The 15538-nt window shown below is 68.5% G+C and carries 11 protein-coding genes and 2 pseudogenes; 7 read left to right on the forward strand and 6 right to left on the reverse strand.

Translation table 11 applies throughout. The features are described 5' to 3' along the window. Positions 1–513: 513 nt before the first annotated feature. Positions 514–1221 (reverse strand): annotated as a pseudogene (locus ASC70_RS16560) (EcsC family protein); the annotation flags it as partial. A gap of 272 nt (positions 1222–1493) precedes the next feature. Beyond that, positions 1494–2264 (reverse strand): hypothetical protein, encoded by a 771-nt coding sequence (locus ASC70_RS25070; RefSeq protein WP_156396238.1) that lies wholly within the window; start codon positions 2262–2264, stop codon positions 1494–1496. A 190-nt stretch (positions 2265–2454) separates the two neighbouring features. Here ASC70_RS25070 and ASC70_RS16565 point away from each other — a divergent pair, with 190 nt between their 5' ends. The 3 genes from ASC70_RS16565 to ASC70_RS16575 all read left to right on the forward strand — a co-directional run bounded on the left by ASC70_RS16565 (position 2455) and on the right by ASC70_RS16575 (position 5987). After that, positions 2455–3147: a hypothetical protein gene (locus ASC70_RS16565; RefSeq protein WP_056051974.1), complete on the forward strand. Its 693-nt coding sequence runs from the start codon at positions 2455–2457 to the stop codon at positions 3145–3147. A 249-nt stretch (positions 3148–3396) separates the two neighbouring features. Next, a complete protein-coding gene (locus ASC70_RS16570) occupies positions 3397–5604 on the forward strand; it encodes an RNA degradosome polyphosphate kinase (RefSeq protein WP_369815091.1) in 2208 nt (735 codons plus the stop codon). After that, positions 5601–5987 (forward strand): hypothetical protein, encoded by a 387-nt coding sequence (locus ASC70_RS16575; protein ID WP_056051980.1) that lies wholly within the window; start codon positions 5601–5603, stop codon positions 5985–5987. The genes ASC70_RS16570 and ASC70_RS16575 overlap by 4 nt, the downstream gene beginning before the upstream one ends. On the opposite strand, the gene ASC70_RS16580 is transcribed toward ASC70_RS16575, so the two are convergent. Next, positions 5984–6979 (reverse strand): phosphotransferase, encoded by a 996-nt coding sequence (locus ASC70_RS16580; RefSeq protein WP_056051983.1) that lies wholly within the window; start codon positions 6977–6979, stop codon positions 5984–5986. The genes ASC70_RS16575 and ASC70_RS16580 overlap by 4 nt on opposite strands. Positions 6980–7161: 182 nt before the next feature. Here ASC70_RS16580 and ASC70_RS16585 point away from each other — a divergent pair, with 182 nt between their 5' ends. After that, positions 7162–8664 carry a Ppx/GppA phosphatase family protein gene (locus ASC70_RS16585; protein WP_056051986.1) on the forward strand — a complete coding sequence of 501 codons (1503 nt, stop codon included), beginning with the start codon at positions 7162–7164 and terminating at the stop codon, positions 8662–8664. Between the two features lie 157 nt (positions 8665–8821). Then, on the forward strand, positions 8822–9094 hold the full coding sequence (locus ASC70_RS16590; protein ID WP_082009109.1) for a hypothetical protein: 273 nt from the start codon (positions 8822–8824) through the stop codon (positions 9092–9094). A 297-nt stretch (positions 9095–9391) separates the two neighbouring features. Here the strand turns inward: ASC70_RS16590 and ASC70_RS16595 are convergent. The 3 genes and pseudogenes from ASC70_RS16595 to rnd form a co-directional block, all read right to left on the reverse strand. Further along, a pseudogene (locus ASC70_RS16595) lies at positions 9392–10525 on the reverse strand (serine hydrolase domain-containing protein); the annotation flags it as partial. A 276-nt stretch (positions 10526–10801) separates the two neighbouring features. Beyond that, entirely contained in the window at positions 10802–12466 is a 1665-nt protein-coding gene (locus tag ASC70_RS16600) for a response regulator (protein ID WP_056051992.1), read from the reverse strand. A 153-nt stretch (positions 12467–12619) separates the two neighbouring features. Beyond that, on the reverse strand, positions 12620–13789 hold the full coding sequence (gene rnd, locus ASC70_RS16605; protein WP_047405192.1) for a ribonuclease D: 1170 nt from the start codon (positions 13787–13789) through the stop codon (positions 12620–12622). A 136-nt stretch (positions 13790–13925) separates the two neighbouring features. Here rnd and purM point away from each other — a divergent pair, with 136 nt between their 5' ends. Continuing rightward, complete coding sequence (gene purM / locus ASC70_RS16610) at positions 13926–14951, forward strand: phosphoribosylformylglycinamidine cyclo-ligase (protein WP_056051996.1); 1026 nt, start codon at positions 13926–13928, stop codon at positions 14949–14951. Continuing rightward, on the forward strand, positions 14951–15532 hold the full coding sequence (gene purN / locus ASC70_RS16615; protein WP_056051999.1) for a phosphoribosylglycinamide formyltransferase: 582 nt from the start codon (positions 14951–14953) through the stop codon (positions 15530–15532). The genes purM and purN overlap by 1 nt, the downstream gene beginning before the upstream one ends. The last annotated feature ends 6 nt before the right edge of the window (positions 15533–15538 follow it).

The raw sequence follows: 15538 nt of genomic DNA on the forward strand, positions 1-15538 counted from the left end.
CCCCCGGACGGGCGTGGACCAACTGGATCGGCTACTCCGTCTCCAGCTCGGCGATCCACGATAGGCGGCTTGTACGATCACCGCCCTGTCGCTCCGCCGACGATTTGGTCCCGGACGATCCCGCCACCCGCACGCGCTCCTAAAGAGTAAGCCGTGCGACCTGACGAGGCCGCCGGGAACCGCCAGCGGCCCCGCTCAACCTATCCCCATCGCCGCTTCGGGCCGGNTCGCACGCGCTCCTAAAGAGTAAGCCGTGCGACCTGACGAGGCCGCCGGGAACCGCCAGCGGCCCCGCTCAACCTATCCCCATCGCCGCTTCGGGCCGGATCCAAGCGCCCTCCCCTTGCGATGGGGACGGGATTGATTGTGCAGCGGTTCTGAACGCGGATCATTCAGAGGCGCGTAAAAGTGAGAAGCGGTTGACTTCGCTGGGTTCGGTTTCGCGAACGCCGGGGATAGAGACGGCTCAATCCCCGTAGTCTCCCCGAAATCCCTCTCTCYRWGAGAGAGGGATTTCGGCCCCGCCCCCTGCTCGGCCCGCATCCGGTAGGCCATCACCGCCGTGTGGCCCAGGGGTTCGACCAGCCGCCAGTTGACGATCGCCCCCAGCGGCGCGCCGACCACGGGGATGAACTGGGCCAGTTTCGCCAGATCGATGTGGTCGCGGTACTGCTGCTGGAAGGCCCGCCAGTCGAAGTCGTCCAGGTGGGCCGGATGGGCCCGCGCGTCCCAGTCGTCCATGGCGGCCAGCACCCCGGCTCGGTGCGGAGCATCCGAAAACGCCAGCTCGAAGATGTGCAGGATGAACAGTCGCTCGGGCAGTTCCGTGCCGTCGTGGCCGAACACGGCGGCGATCTCGAACAAGAGCTTGATCTTGAAGCTCATCAGCAGCGGGAAGTCGGCCGCCGCCGCCAGGAAGCCGCCCAGGCCGGTGACCCCGCCCTCGGCCGCCGCCGCCTTCTTCCAGCCGTCGATGGCCTTGGCGGCCCGCGCGCGGCGTTCGTCCAGGGTCAGGCCGATCATCGGCGAGCCGGTCGTGAAGTCCGACCCGACCAGCAGGGCCCGCGTCATCCCCTCGATGGCCGCCGTGATGGCGGCGTGGACCTTCTCGGGGATCAGCTTGTTGATCCGCTGCTGCGTGGCGCGGGCCAGGCCGTTGAGGGGGCCGGCGGGCTTGGTGAGGTCAGCGCGCCAGGCGAGGAGGTCGGGGGAGAGGGGCATTCCTATCAGGTACCCCTTCTCCCCTTGCGGGAGAAGGTGGCCGCCGAAGGCGGTCGGATGAGGGGTCGCACCGCCGGCGCGCCCTGCCCGCCGAACCGCCGTCGCCGCGGACCTCACCTTCAACCCCTCATCCGGCGCTCCGCGCCACCTTCTCCCTCAAGGGGAGAAGGAAATGAACGTGGTATAGATCTAGTCGCAGACATGCCCAGCAAGTCGGAGATAATGGCGTTCACGCAAGCAGTTACCATGGAAACTGCTCGCCACAGACCTTGTCATCGGCCAACCTTTTCCTGAATCCATTTTTGGAAGTGTGATTGATCTCTCCGTTTGAGCGCACGAAGAGAAGCCACTCTCGGCCATTCTTCGATTTGCCTCATACTCATTCGTACATTTTCCCCGCCGTAGATGACGTCCACCTCCCCCGTTTTACAATGCACCACTATGGACCTATCGCCGATCCAAAGCACATCTCCGGCGCAAGAATAACCCGCCTCGACTAATATTCTCCTTGGCTCAAATCCATACCTAGATACCTCAGAAACATTCTTAAATCCCAAGGATACTATCGCAATAAATAACGGGATTACAAATACAAAAATGAATAACCTTGGCGTACTGCCAATTGCCACGTCGTATGAATAATAATAACCCGCACTAAACGCATAGATGAATGTTAATGGGCTAAAGACTCCTCCACAAACAACATATGCCGCTGCTAACATTGATATAATTCCCGGAAGGAAAGCGGTTTTCTTTATGGCGGAGGACCAAAATTCGTTTTCCTGCGTGAGAAAAATAAGCCCCCTCGCTGCGAACCAACCCGATGTGCACCCCAGCGCCGGTGCCAAAAGTCTAAAAAACAGATCAATTCCAGAATTCAGAACGTCTGCAGCGGACGCTATCTGTAGAAAATTCAGTCCCCAGCCATCGAATATCCATCCATTGAATATAGCTGCAGCCGCGAATGAAAGACCCGCAAGTGCCGATAGCCATTGAGCAACCATAGCTCCAAGGCTGTGCCATCTATCCAACATCGCCCCCATCTACTCAATCCTGACTTCGTAGAGCAGCTTAACCACAACAATAGCGATTGGACAGTTCCGCCGCATATCGGAACTCCCATCCACACCTCCGCCCTACCCATCCCCACCTTCCCCAGCCCCTTCACCTCGCCCTTCCCGCCCGACGCGCCTATATCCCTACCCTGACGTTCACCACGCCGGACCGCCGGGATTGTCCACCCAGTTCAGACTGCCGCTGACCGCGCCGCCGACCTATGCTCGCGAGGACTTCGCCGTCTCGCCGAGCAATGCGGACGCCGTGGCGCGACTGGACGCCTGGCCGGACTGGCCCGAGGGGCGGCTGGCCCTGGTCGGGCCGGCGGGGGTGGGCAAGACCCACCTGGCGCGGGCCTGGGCGCTGGCGACCGGCGCGGTGACCGTGGCGGCGGCCGATCCGGACGCGGCGCCGGTGGATCTCTCCGCCCTGCGCGGCCGGGCCGTGCTGGTCGAGGACGCCGACCGGAGGTCGGACAGCAGTCCTATCGATGACGAAGCCCTGTTTCACATCCTCAACATGGCCGGGGTCGACGGCGGGACCGTGCTGCTGACCGGCCGGACCGCGCCGCTGGCCTGGGCGGCGGCGGTGCCGGACCTGCGCTCGCGGCTCAACGCCATCTCGGTGGCGACGATCGACGAGCCCGACGACGCGGTGCTGGAGGCGGTGCTGCGGCGCGCCCTGGAGCAGCGGCTGATCAAGCCTGAACCCGACCTCTACCCCTACCTGCTCTCGCGCCTGCCCCGCTCGGCGGCGGAGGCGATCGCGGCGGCGGATTTGCTGGACGAGGCGGCGGCCGAGAAGCGGCGCGAGGTCAACAAGGCCCTGGCGCGGGAGGTGCTGGGGGATTTCGAGGGGGATGAGGAGTAGCGCTCCTTCCGCCCAGCAAATAGCCCGACCTCCCCGGCGAAGGCCGGGGCCCAGATTCATCCTGAGCGGTTTGAGCGTTCGCGCCCTACCGCTCCGCCAATATCGCCAACACCGGTGGGTTCGATCTGGGCCCCGGCCTTCGCCGGGGAAATCGGGGGTTTTGAGGCCTGTCTTCGTCCCGTCACTTGTCTCGTTCACCATGGCGGAACACACTCCGCCTATAGTGAACCCATGACCGACGTCGCGACCATGCCGCTAGCCGCCAAGATTCCGTCCACTGAAAATCCGACCAGCCTGGTGCTGGATGGCGAGCTGATGGCCTCGCCCGAGCGGTTCTTCAACCGCGAACTGTCGTGGCTGGCCTTCAACCAGCGGGTGCTGGAGGAGAGCGGCAATCCGCGCCACCCGCTGCTGGAGCGGTTGCGGTTCCTGTCGATCAGCGCCAACAACCTCGACGAATTCTACATGGTCCGCGTGGCCGGCCTGAAGGGCCAGGTGCGCGAGGGCGTGCGGGTGGTCAGCCAGGACGGCATGACGCCGGGCGAGCAGCTGACCCACATCAACGCCTCGGCCGCCGAGCTGATGAGCGAGCAGCAGAAGATCTGGCGCCAGGTCCGCACCGAGCTGTGGGACGAGGGCCTCAAGCTCCTGGACGCCAAGGACATCGAGGGCGAGGACCGGGTGCTGGCCGAGGACATCTTCCTCAACCAGATCTTCCCGGTGCTGACGCCGCTGGCCATCGACCCGGCCCACCCGTTCCCGTTCATCCCGAACCTGGGCTTCTGCCTGGCCTTGAAGCTGCGGCGGATCGCCGACGACAAGCACCTGTACGCCCTGGCCCCGGTGCCCTCGCAGGTGCGGCGGTTCTGGGAGCTGTCGTCGATCGTCCAGCGCGGCAAGAAGCGCCAGCGCAAGATCGTGGCGCTGGAAAGCTTCATCATCCTCTTTTTGGACCACTTGTTCCCCGGCTACGAGGTCGAGGGGCGCGGCCTGTTCCGCCTGATCCGCGACAGCGACCTGGAGATCGAGGAAGAGGCAGAGGACCTGGTGCGCGAGTTCGAGGCGCGGCTGAAGAAGCGGCGCCTGGGCCGGGTGGTGCGGGTCAAGATCCAGACCACCATGCCGCCGGACCTGCGCGACTTCATCATCGAGGGCCTGCGCGCCGAGCCCGAGGACGTGATCCTGGTCGACGGCAAGCTGGGCCTGGCCCAGATGTCGGAGCTGATCCCGCCGGACCGCCCGGACCTGAAGTTCCCGCCGTTCAACGCCCGCTTCCCCGAGCGCATCCGCGACCACGGCGGCGACTGCTTCGCGGCGATCCGCGAGAAGGACATTCTCGTTCACCACCCGTTCGAGAGCTTCGACGTGGTGGTGCAGTTCCTGCGCCAGGCCGCCCGCGATCCCAACGTGCTGGCGATCAAGCAGACCCTGTACCGCACCTCCAAGGACAGCCCGATCGTGGCGGCCCTGATCGAGGCGGCCGACAACGGCAAGAACGTCACGGCCCTGGTCGAGATCAAGGCCCGCTTCGACGAGGAGAATAACCTGAAGTGGGCCCGCGACCTGGAGCGGGCGGGCGTGCACGTGGTGTTCGGCTTCGTCGACTGGAAGACCCACGCCAAGCTGTCGGTGGTGGTGCGGCGCGAGGCCGACCAGACCTTGCGCACCTACTGCCACTTCGGCACCGGCAACTATCACCCGCAGACGGCGCGGGTTTACACCGACCTGTCCTTGTTCACCTGCGACCCGGCCCTGGGGCGCGACGGCGGCAAGCTGTTCAACTTCATCACCGGCTATGCAAAGCCCAGCGGGCTGGAGAAGCTGTCGTTCTCGCCCCAGACCCTGAAGCCCGACCTGCTGCGGATGATCGAGGTCGAGGCCGAGGCGGCGCGCGACGGCAAGCCGGCCGGCATCTGGGCCAAGATGAACGCGGTGGTCGACCCGCAGATCATCGACGCCCTCTACGCCGCCAGCCAGGCTGGGGTGCAGATCGACCTGGTCGTGCGCGGCATCTGCTGCCTGCGGCCGGGGATCCCGGGGCTGTCGGAGAACATCCGGGTCAAGAGCATCGTCGGTCGCTTCCTGGAGCACTCGCGGATCATCGCCTTCGCCAATGGCGGGCCGATGCCGTCGGCCCAGACGCGCCTGTTCATCAGCTCGGCCGACTGGATGCCGCGCAACCTGGACCGCCGGGTCGAGAGCCTGGTGCCGGTCGAGAATCCGACCGTCCACCAGCAGGTGCTGGACCAGATCATGGTCGCCAACCTCAACGACGAGGCCCAGAGCTGGAAGCTGGACAGCGAGGGCGACTACCACCGCGACCCGGCCTGGGCCAGCAAGGGCGCCTTCTCGGCCCACGATTACTTCATGACCAATCCCAGCCTGTCGGGCCGCGGTCACGGCGCGCGCGAGATGCCGCGGGCCTTCGACCATGTGGGGCCGAAGCGCCGGGGGTGAGGCGCCTCGGTCTCCTTTCGCCGTTGCTGCTGCTGGCCGCCTGCGGACCGGGGCCGGCGCGGCAGGCCGAGATCTGCGCCGTCCAGGCCCTGCCCGCCCGCCCCGGCGTCGACCGCTTCGGCGTCCCGCCAGGTGTCGAGCGCCAGGCCCAGCGCGAGGGCGCGGTCTATGGTCCCGGCGTGCTCCTGACCGGCCGCATCGGCTGGTGGGGCCGCTGTCCCGGCCGCGCCGACACCACCGACATGCTGCTGATCGGCCCCGCGCCCTGGGCCCTGACCAAGGGCGGCCCGCGCGCCCACGGCCGCCAGGTCGCCTACGGCACCTGCTACCATCGCCGCGAGGACCAGCGTTGGCGGACGGTGGCCTGCCGGATCAATCCCTAGCGGGCGATCCGCGCGGCGTCGGTGAAGGCCGCCGCCTCGATATTGGCCGTCGCCGTCCGCAACCGCGCCAGGCCATAGGCCAGCCGCCCCTCCGCCGTGTCCAGCAGCGGCTCGCTCAGCGACAGGCCGGCGTGGAGGACGTCCAGCTCCGGTCCGTCCAGGCTGTCGGCCCGCGCCTGCCCGGCCACGCCGGCCACGAAGATCGCCGCATGAAAAACGTGGCTGACCTGGCGGAACAGCCAGAGCCGCGCCCGCTCGGCGTCCGTGGCCTCGCGGTTGAAATAGACGCGCAGCAGCAGGGCCTCGCCGGCCTGGTCGGCGGCATAGACATTGGCCAGGGCGGCCAGGTCGACATAGCGGTCGGCCCGAAACGCCGCCTCCCAGTCGATCAGCCAGATCCGCCGGCCGTCATAGAGCAGGTTGCGCGGGTTGAGGTCGTTGTGGCTGGAGACCGGCTGGGGCTCCAGGCGCTTGCAGGCCGCATACAGCCCCGCCCAGGCGGCCAGCGGCGCGGCCAGGGCCTCCGCCGCCACGGTCCCGCTCCCGGCCGCGCGATCGACCAAAGCGGCCAGGCCGTCCAGATAGTCGACCAGCGGCGGAAAGCCCTCGATGGCGTGCAGCGCGCGTACGGCCTGGGCCAGCTCGACCACCAGGTCGGCGCGCGAGCCCGCATAGTCCAGCGTCAGCGACCGCGCCTCGACATGGTCGCTGATCGCCACCCCGTCGCCCGGATCGGCGTAGCGCACGCGCGGCGCCAGGCAGGCCTCGGCGGCCAGCTTCAGGCAGCGATAGCTGCGATGCGGATCGCGCAGGGCGTCGCGCTCGGCCGCCTCGACCTTCAGCACATAGGCGATGCCACCGACCCGGATCCGCCACAGCCCCGCGCCCGACAGGCCGCCGGACAGCGGCGTCCACCCGTCCAGCACCTCGGTCCCGAACGCGGCGCGCAGGGCCTTGCGGACGGCGGGGAGCTGGTCGGGCGAAATGGACATCGGCGGAGCCTCGTGAACAGGCCCGCCTTATTCACCCGGATGAAATTAGAGTCAATATTATCCGGGCAATAATACACCGGCGCGCGCAAAACGTTTTGTCGCAAGCCTTTCCGCGCGATCGTCCTCATGGAAAAATAGACGCCGGCGCTTCCCCCGCCGGCCGAATACGCTAAACCCAGCCCATGGTCTTCCAAGCGCCACGCGACGCGGCCGTGATCGATATCGGTTCCAACTCGGTCCGCCTGGTGGTGTACCGGCTGGAAGGCCGCGCCATCTGGACCGTGTTCAACGAGAAGGTCCTGGCGGGCCTGGGCCGCGACCTCGGCGACAGTGGCCGCCTGTCGCCCGAAGGCGTCCTCCAGACCCTGCAGGCCCTGAAGCGCTTCCGCGCCGTGCTGGAAGCCGTCGATCCGGCCGAGACCTTCGTGGTCGCCACCGCCGCCGCCCGCGAGGCCCGCGACGGCCAGGATTTCATCGCTCAGGTGCGCGAGCAGACCGGCTTCACGGTCCGCGTCCTCACCGGCGAGGAAGAGGCCCACTACGCCGCCCTGGGCGTGCTGGCCGGCGCGCCCGACGCCGAGGGCGTGGTCGGTGACCTGGGCGGCGCCAGCCTGGAGCTGGTCCGCCTGTCGACCACCGGGGCCGGCCAGGGCGTGACCCTGCCGCTAGGCCCGTTCAGCCTGGCCGATCCTCATGGTGGCCCGAACGGCGGTTTCGACGCCGAGCGCGTACGACGCCTGACCCGCGAGCGCGTGGCCGCCGTCGCCGACGACTTCCGCACCGACACCTTCCACGCCGTCGGCGGCGCCTGGCGGAACCTGGCCCTGCTGCACATGCGGCTTTCCGGCTACCCGTTGCACGTCGTCCACCAGTACGAGATCAGCGCGCCCGAGGCCCTGGCCGCCGCCCGCCTGGTCGCCCACCAGTCCAAGAGCTCGCTCGACCGCATCGAGGGCATGAGCAAGAAGCGCTCGGAGACCCTGCCCTACGCCGCCGTGGTGCTGGAGATCCTGATCGAGCAGCTGGGCCTCAAGCGCATCGAGATCTCGGCCTATGGCGTGCGCGAGGGCCTGCTGTTCGAGGCCATGCCGCCGCGCGTGCGGGGCCTGGACCCGCTGATCGAGGGCTGCACCGCCCTGGGCGCGCGCCAGGGCGTGGCCGACGAGCTGGGCCCGGCCCTGGACGCCTGGATCGCGCCGGCGTTCCGCACCCTGCCCCCGCTGTTCGGCGAGCGCGACGGCGTGCTGGTCGCCGCCGCCTGCCGCCTGTCCGACGTCGGCGCTCGCCTGCACCCCGACCATCGCGCCGACCTGGTGTTCGAACAGGTGCTGCGCGCCCCGATCGCCGGCCAGACCCATGCCGAGCGGTCCTTCCTGGCCGTGGCCGCCCACGCCCGCCACGCCACCAACTTCAACCCACCCGAGCTGGAGACCCTGGAGCGGCTGCTCAGCCCCGCCCAGCTGAAACGGGCCCGGGCCCTGGGCGCGACGATCCGCCTGGCCTGCGACCTTTCGGGCCGCAGCCCCCGCCTGCTGGCCCATTCGCGCCTGACCCTGGACAAGAGCCACCTGATCCTGGCGGCCGACCCCGGCTTCGCCGATCTGCTGCTGGGCGAGCAGACCAACAAGCGCGCCAACACCGCCGCCCAGCACCTGAACCTGAAGCCGAAGATTATCACGGGGTAAATCCAGGTATAGTTCGCCCGAGCAACATACTTAACCAGCCCTGAACTTCCCCAATACGGGGGAAATGACAAGTTGTCGCAGGACACCGGCGCTCAATGAGCACGGTTTGTTAGCTCTACCACACGCATCGTGCCTCCAACGACATTGGAGGAAGTCAATGATGCTGAAGCGTAAGTTCGACTACCTGGACGCCATCGCCGCCCCGGCCGCCAAGGCCCACCGTCGTCCCGAGCTGCATATCGCCAACGATCACGACGCTCCCGTCGCCAGCGGCGCGCGCTCGCTGCAATCCGAGATCGGCCGCGTCTTCGCCCAGGAAAGCCAATGGTCGGTGCGCCGCACCGTCGCCGTCGGCGTAATCTTCCACCTCGGCGTCTTCTGCGCCCTGGGCCTGGCGGCCGGTGGGGCGCTGAGTCAGTTCGGGCGGTAGCACGACGTTTGCAACGGATGGCGGGCGGACACTCGGAACCCCTCTCTCATAGAGAGAGGGAGGGGCCCGCCGCGAAGCGGTGGGAGGGTGAGTGGTTTCACCGCTGGCCGGAAATCCCGAGCCTCCCATTGAAGCATCTCAAGAGTGAACCCAGGTTTGAACCATCGGCGGCGCCGCCGCTTTCGCCGGAGCTTCGTTCGGAAAGAGTGTAACCTCTCACCCTCCCATGCTGCGCATGGGCCCCTCCCTCTCTCTAGGAGGGAGGGATTTTGGCAAACGTCCGCCCTGGGACGCCCCCTACCCCGACACCTCCGCCTCGCCGCCCGCTGGCGACGTCGCGCTGTCCAGCTCCAGCCAATCCGTGAACGGCAGCTTGTACGCGCGGTCGAAGAACTCGGCCTGGAAGCGGAAAGGCAGGTTGGCGTCGCTGTTCCACAGCATGACGATGCCGGTCTTGGTTTCGGGATCGAACATCATGGTCGAGCGATAGCCCGACACCCCGCCGCTGTGGCCGATCAGGTGGTGGCCCTTGTAGTCGAAGCTGCGCATGCCCAGGCCGTAGCCGGGGCTCTTCAGCTCGCGGGCGATGTTCAGGCGGCCATAGGGCCGGCCCGTGGCGACGCGGGAGCGCTGGACGTCGTCGAGCACCGAGGGCGACAGTACGTCCTGTCGCAACCCCATCTGGGCCCGCATCCAGATCGCCAGGTCGACGATGGTCGAGTTGACCCCGGCCGCCGCGGGCACGTGGTAATAGGCGTCGGACAGCTCCAGCGTGCCGCGGCCGCGGTTGTGCGGCTTGGCCCAGTGCTTGGCCGAGGTCAGGCCGGCGGCGCCGATGCTGGCCCCGGTCATGCCCAGCGGCCCGAACAGGCGACGCTGGACCGTCTCGGCATAGGGCTGGCCGGTCTTGTCGCGGATGACCTCGCTGATCGTGTCATAGGCGATATTCTGGTAGGTGTGGCAGGTGCCCGGCGGGCAGACCGGCTTCAGCGCGCCCAGCGAGGCGCGGATCTTGGCCGGGTCGACGCCGTCCTCCAGCTGGCCGTCATAGGCGTTCCTGCCCAGGCCCGTGCGCTGCGACAGCAGCTGCTCGACGGTCAGATCGCGCTGGGCCTCGCCCGGCAGGCGCAGGCTGGTGTGAAAGGTCTCGATCGGGTCCTGCAGCGAGAACAGGCCGTCGGCGGCCAGCCGGGCGCTCAGGGTGCTGGCGACGGTCTTGGACAGCGAGGCCCAGCGGAACACGGTGCGGGCGTCGACGGGCTCGCCGCCCTGGGCCGAGGTGAAGCCATAGCCCTTGACGAACGACAGCCGGCCCTTCTCGACCACGGCGACGGCCAGCCCCTCCATCGACCGGTCGGTCATCATGGCGTTGAAGCGGGCGTCCAGCGCCTTGTAGTCGATGTCGCCGCGCCAATCGGCGGGCGCCTCGGGGACCTTGAAGGTCGCCTGTCCAGGGATCGAGAAGTTCCCCTTCGGCCCCGCGTGGTCGAACCACAGCAGCAGAATCGAAGCGACGAAGACGAGGCCCGACAGGGCCGCGACGATCAGCCATTTCCGGCGCCGCCGCTTCTCCCAGACGCTGCTCTCCCCGACTTCGTGCACTGACCTAAGCTCTTGAAACTGGATCCGGCGACGCGACTCGCGAGGCCCCGCGCCCGTATCTTCTAGGCAAGAACACCCGCGATGTGCGTCGAAAATGCGGAGGATCTAGCCGAACAACGCCGCATAGAGGTCGCGGGGGTTCACCGGCTTCTCGACCCAGCCGGTCATGCCCGCCTCGCGGCAGGCGGCGACCTCGTCGGCCGAGACGGCGCCGGTGACGGCGATGATCGGCGTCTGGCGGTTGGCCCCGACCTGGCGCAGCCGCCGGGTAGCCTCGAGCCCGTCCATGCCCGGCATGCGTACGTCCATCAGGATGGCGTCGAACACCTGGGTCTGCGCCGCCGCAAGGGCGGCCAAGGCGTCCTCGGCGGTCTCGACGCGGGCGCCGAAGGCCTCCAGCATCTGGCGCAGGGCGCGGCGGTTGATGTCGTGGTCGTCGACCACCAGGATCAGCGGGGCCTCGTCGCGGAGCGCCAGCGCCGCATCCGGCTCCGGCGTGGGCGGCTCGACGCCCTCGGGCGCGGGCAGGCGCAGGATGAAGCGCGCGCCGCCGTCCTCGGCATTGGCGGCGGTGAGCTCGCCACCCATCAGCCGGGCCAGGTCGCGGCTGATCGACAGGCCCAGGCCCGTGCCGCCGAACGCCCGCGCGGTGTCGGCGCCCGCCTGCTCGTAGGGGGTGAAGAGCCGCTCGATCTGATCGTCGGCGAGGCCGGGTCCCGTGTCGCGCACCACGATCGTGACCGTGCGCGCCTTGCCGAGCTCGACGCGAACCTTGACCCGCACGTCGCCCTCGGCGGTGAACTTGAGGGCGTTGCTGAGCAGGTTGTTGAGGATCTGGCGCACGCGCATGGGATCGCCGCGCACCCAGCGCGGCAGGGCCTCGGCGCCCAGCAAGGACAGGCCCACGCCCTTGGCGTCGGCCGCGCCGCGCCAGAAGCCGACCGCGTCGGCGACCAGGGCGCGCAGATCGTAGTCGACCACCTCGACGCCCATGCGGCCGGCCTCGATCTTGGACAGGTCCAGCAGATCGTTCAGCAGGGTCCGCATCATCAGGCCGGCGTCGGCGATCAGCGAGGCGTCGGACTTGTCGCGGTCCAGGGCCTCGGCGCCGTTCAGGATGGCGTTGATCGGGGTGCGCAGCTCGTGGCTGACCATGGCGATGAAGGCCGACTTGGCCGCCGTCTGGGCTTCGGCCGCCCGCCGCGCGGCGCGTTCGGCCTCCATGGCCCGCCGCGACCACAGGAACACCATGGCCAGGGTCAGGCAGAACAGGCCGACGCCGGCCAGGAAGAACGGCATGACCGGATCGCTCAGGTTCCCGGCGACCAGCGGCGTCACGAACAGATAGACGAGGTGCGGCGCCACCGCCGAGCCGAAGGCGGCGAGGCAGCCCTCGGCGCCCATCAGAGCCGTGAAGATCGATCCCGACAGCAGCAGCACCGCGGCGGCCGCGCCCAGCGGCGTGCCGATCGACCACAGCGGAATGGCCAGCCAGCCGAAGGTCGTGGCCATGATCAGGTCGGTGACGAGGTTCAGCGCCACGGCGCGCCCAGGCCGGGCATGGCCGAGGAACCGCTTCAGGGCCAGCAGCTCGGCCACCTGCACGACCAGATAGGCGGCGGACCAGGCGAACAGGAACTTCAGGTCGGCGTAGAGGAACGCCAGGCCGCACAGCACCAGGATGACGAAGAGCCTGAGCGGCACCTGCTGCCGACGGGACACCGCGGCCGGGCGATAGGCGACCGCCAGTTTTTCCCAGAAAGCACCCAAAGCGACCCCCGTACCCGACGCGCTCCGCCTAAGGGCGCGAATACGCCGCCTCGCTGTACGCCAGCAAGCGTTGCCACAGCGCGCGACAGGACCCGATTTGGGTATCGAAAGCGCGACAGCCCCTGAGGTTGCCGCGCTCGATAATCGGGACGCCTACTCCGCCTTGGGCGCGCGGCGGACCTCGACCACGCGGACCTTGGCGCCGTCCAGCACCAGGGCCAGCTCGCCGCGCTTGATCTTCAGGGCGTCGGCCCCGAAGGCGTCGCGGCGCCAGCCGGCCAGGGCCGGGGTGGTGGCGTTGTCGTCGGCGGCGATCTTCTCCAGGTCCGAGACCGTGGCGATCAGCTTTGAGGCCACGCCGGCCTCTTCGGCCCGCGCCTTCAACAGCACCTTGAGCAGCTCGACCACCGCGCCGGCGTTCTGGGGCGGCGGCGGTCCGGGCTTGTCGACGACCGGGGCGTAGCCTTCCGGATCGGCCAGGGCGGCCTTGATCGCGGCCAGCAGATCCGGGCCGAACTTGCTGCCGCCAAAGCCCTTGGGCACGCCGCGCAGGTTGTTGAGGGCGTCCAGGCTGGTCGGGGCCTGGGTGGCCAGCTCGTCGATGGCCTCGTCCTTGAGGATGCGGCCGCGCGGCTGGTCGCGGCTCTGGGCGGTGCGCTCGCGCCAGGCGGCGACGGCCTTGAACACGGCCAGGTATTTCGGGGCGGTCTTGCGCGGACGCAGGCGACGCCAGGCCTTTTCCGGATCGACGTCATAGGCGGCCGGGTCGGAGATGGCGGTCATCTCCTCCTCGACCCAGGCCAGGCGGCCGCTGGTCTCGAGTCGCTCGCGCAGGATCGGGAACAGGGCGGCCAGGTGGGTGACGTCGGCCAGGGCGTAGGTCAGCTGGGCCTCGGACAGCGGCCGGCGCGCCCAGTCGGTGAACCGGCTGGACTTGTCCAGGTCGATGCGCAGCATCTGTCGGACCAGGGCGTCATAGGCGATCTGCTCGCCGAACCCCGCCGCCATGCCGGCGACCTGGGTGTCGAACAGCGGCCGCGGCATGGCCTTGAGATTGTTGAAGATCTCGACGTCCTGACGGGCGGCGTGGAACACCTTGAGGATGCTCTCGTCGCGCATCACGACCAGCAAGGGCTCGAGATCGATGTCTTCGGCCAGCGGGTCGATGACGGCTTCGTGCGTGGGCGAGGCGACTTGGATCAGGCACAGTTTCGGCCAATAGGTCGTCTCGCGCATGAACTCTGTGTCCACCGCGACGAAAGGCTCGCCCCGCAGCTCATTACAAAACGCCGCCAGCTCGGCGGTGGTGGTGATCGGCTTCATCCGCTGCTAATAGCCTCGCGCACCCCCGAGTCTGCAAGCGTCAAGACGCGTGAAGCGGCGCCGGGAAGCAAATTTTCCGCGAGTTCGGTGGATCCCGTCATCCTCCGATAGACCTAGAGCGAGCGCCAGAGCCACCATGAGCGATCTGCCCAACGGCCTTACCTACGCCCAGGCGGGTGTCGACATCGACGCGGGCAATGCCCTCGTGGACGCCATCAAGCCCCTGGCCAAGGCCACCCGCCGCCCAGGCGCGGAAGCCAGCCTCGGCGGCTTCGGGGCCCTGTTCGACCTGAAGGCGGCCGGCTACGAGGACGCCCTGCTGGTCACCACGACCGACGGCGTCGGCACCAAGCTGCGGATCGCCATCGACGCGGGCATGCACGCCACGGTCGGGATCGACCTGGTGGCCATGTGCGTCAACGATCTGCTGGCCCAGGGCGCCGAGCCGCTGATGTTCCTGGACTATTTCGCCACCGGCAAGCTGGACATCGAGGTCGCCAAGAGCGTCGTCGCCGGCATCGCCGACGGCTGCAAGCTGGCCGGCGCGGCCCTGGTCGGCGGCGAGACCGCCGAAATGCCAGGCATGTACAGCGACGGCGAATACGACCTGGCCGGCTTCTCGGTCGGCGCGGTCGAGCGCGACGGCGTCCTGCCCAAGCTGGACAAGCAGCGGGCCGGCGACGTGATCATCGGCCTGGGCTCGTCGGGCCCGCACTCCAACGGCTATTCGCTGGTGCGCCGCGTGGTCGAGCGCTCGGGCCTGGCCTGGGACGCCCCCTGCCCGTTTGAAGCCGGCAAGACCCTGGCCGAGGCGCTGATGGCCCCGACCCGCATCTATGTGAAGTCGCTGCTGCCGCTGCTGCAGTCCGGTCGGATCAAGGGCGGCGCCCACATCACCGGCGGCGGCCTGATCGAGAACCCGCCCCGCGCCATCGCCGAGGGCCTGGAGGCCCAGTTCGACTGGAACGCCTGGCCGCTGCCGCCCGTGTTCGAATGGCTGGCCCAGGTCGGCGGCATTTCGGAACACGAGATGCGCCGCACCTTCAACTGCGGCGTGGGCTTCATCGTCATCGTGGCGCAGGCCGACGCCGAACCGGTCCTGGCCGCCCTGCTGAACGCCGGCGAGGACGCCTTCATCTGCGGCCAGCTGGTCAAGGTTTGATGGCCCGAAAGACTAAGGTCGCCGTTCTGATCTCGGGCCGGGGCTCCAACATGGAGGCCCTGGTCCGCGCGGCGAAGGCGGAAGACTGCCCGTTCGAGATCGCGCTCGTCCTGGCCAACAAGCCGGACGCCGGCGGCCTGGCGGTCGCGGCCGAGGCCGGCGTCGAGGCGCTGTGCGTCGACCAGAAGCCGTTCGGCAAGGACCGCGAGGCTCACGAGCGGGCCATCGACGCGGCCCTGCGCCAGCGCGGGATCGAGGTCATCGCCCTGGCCGGCTACATGCGCATCCTGACGCCGTTCCTGGTCGACGCCTGGGAGGGCCGGATGCTGAACATCCACCCGTCCCTGCTACCCGCCTATCCGGGCCTGGACACCCACGGCCGCGCCCTGACGGCCGGCGAGCTGGAAGCCGGCTGCACGGTCCACCTGGTCACCGCCGGCGTCGACGAGGGCCCGATCCTGGGCCAGGCCCGCGTGCCGATCCTGCCCGGCGACGACGACCACACCCTGGCGGCGCGGGTGCTGGAGCAGGAGCACAGGCTCTATGCGGCGACCTTGGCGGAGTTCGTGCGGGGCCTCTAGGGCGCT

This window comes from Caulobacter sp. Root343 (assembly GCF_001425745.1).
GTDB lineage: Bacteria > Pseudomonadota > Alphaproteobacteria > Caulobacterales > Caulobacteraceae > Caulobacter.

Coding starts and splice junctions, on each gene's coding strand:
- ASC70_RS16570 (WP_369815091.1), top strand. CDS start 3,397: ATGCCGCTAGCCGCCAAGATTCCGTCCACTGAAAATCCGACCAGCCTG.
- ASC70_RS16590 (WP_082009109.1), top strand. CDS start 8,822: ATGATGCTGAAGCGTAAGTTCGACTACCTGGACGCCATCGCCGCCCCG.
- ASC70_RS16580 (WP_056051983.1), bottom strand. CDS start 6,979: ATGTCCATTTCGCCCGACCAGCTCCCCGCCGTCCGCAAGGCCCTGCGC.
- ASC70_RS16585 (WP_056051986.1), top strand. CDS start 7,162: ATGGTCTTCCAAGCGCCACGCGACGCGGCCGTGATCGATATCGGTTCC.
- rnd (WP_047405192.1), bottom strand. CDS start 13,789: ATGAAGCCGATCACCACCACCGCCGAGCTGGCGGCGTTTTGTAATGAG.
- ASC70_RS25070 (WP_156396238.1), bottom strand. CDS start 2,264: ATGGGGGCGATGTTGGATAGATGGCACAGCCTTGGAGCTATGGTTGCT.
- purM (WP_056051996.1), top strand. CDS start 13,926: ATGAGCGATCTGCCCAACGGCCTTACCTACGCCCAGGCGGGTGTCGAC.
- purN (WP_056051999.1), top strand. CDS start 14,951: ATGGCCCGAAAGACTAAGGTCGCCGTTCTGATCTCGGGCCGGGGCTCC.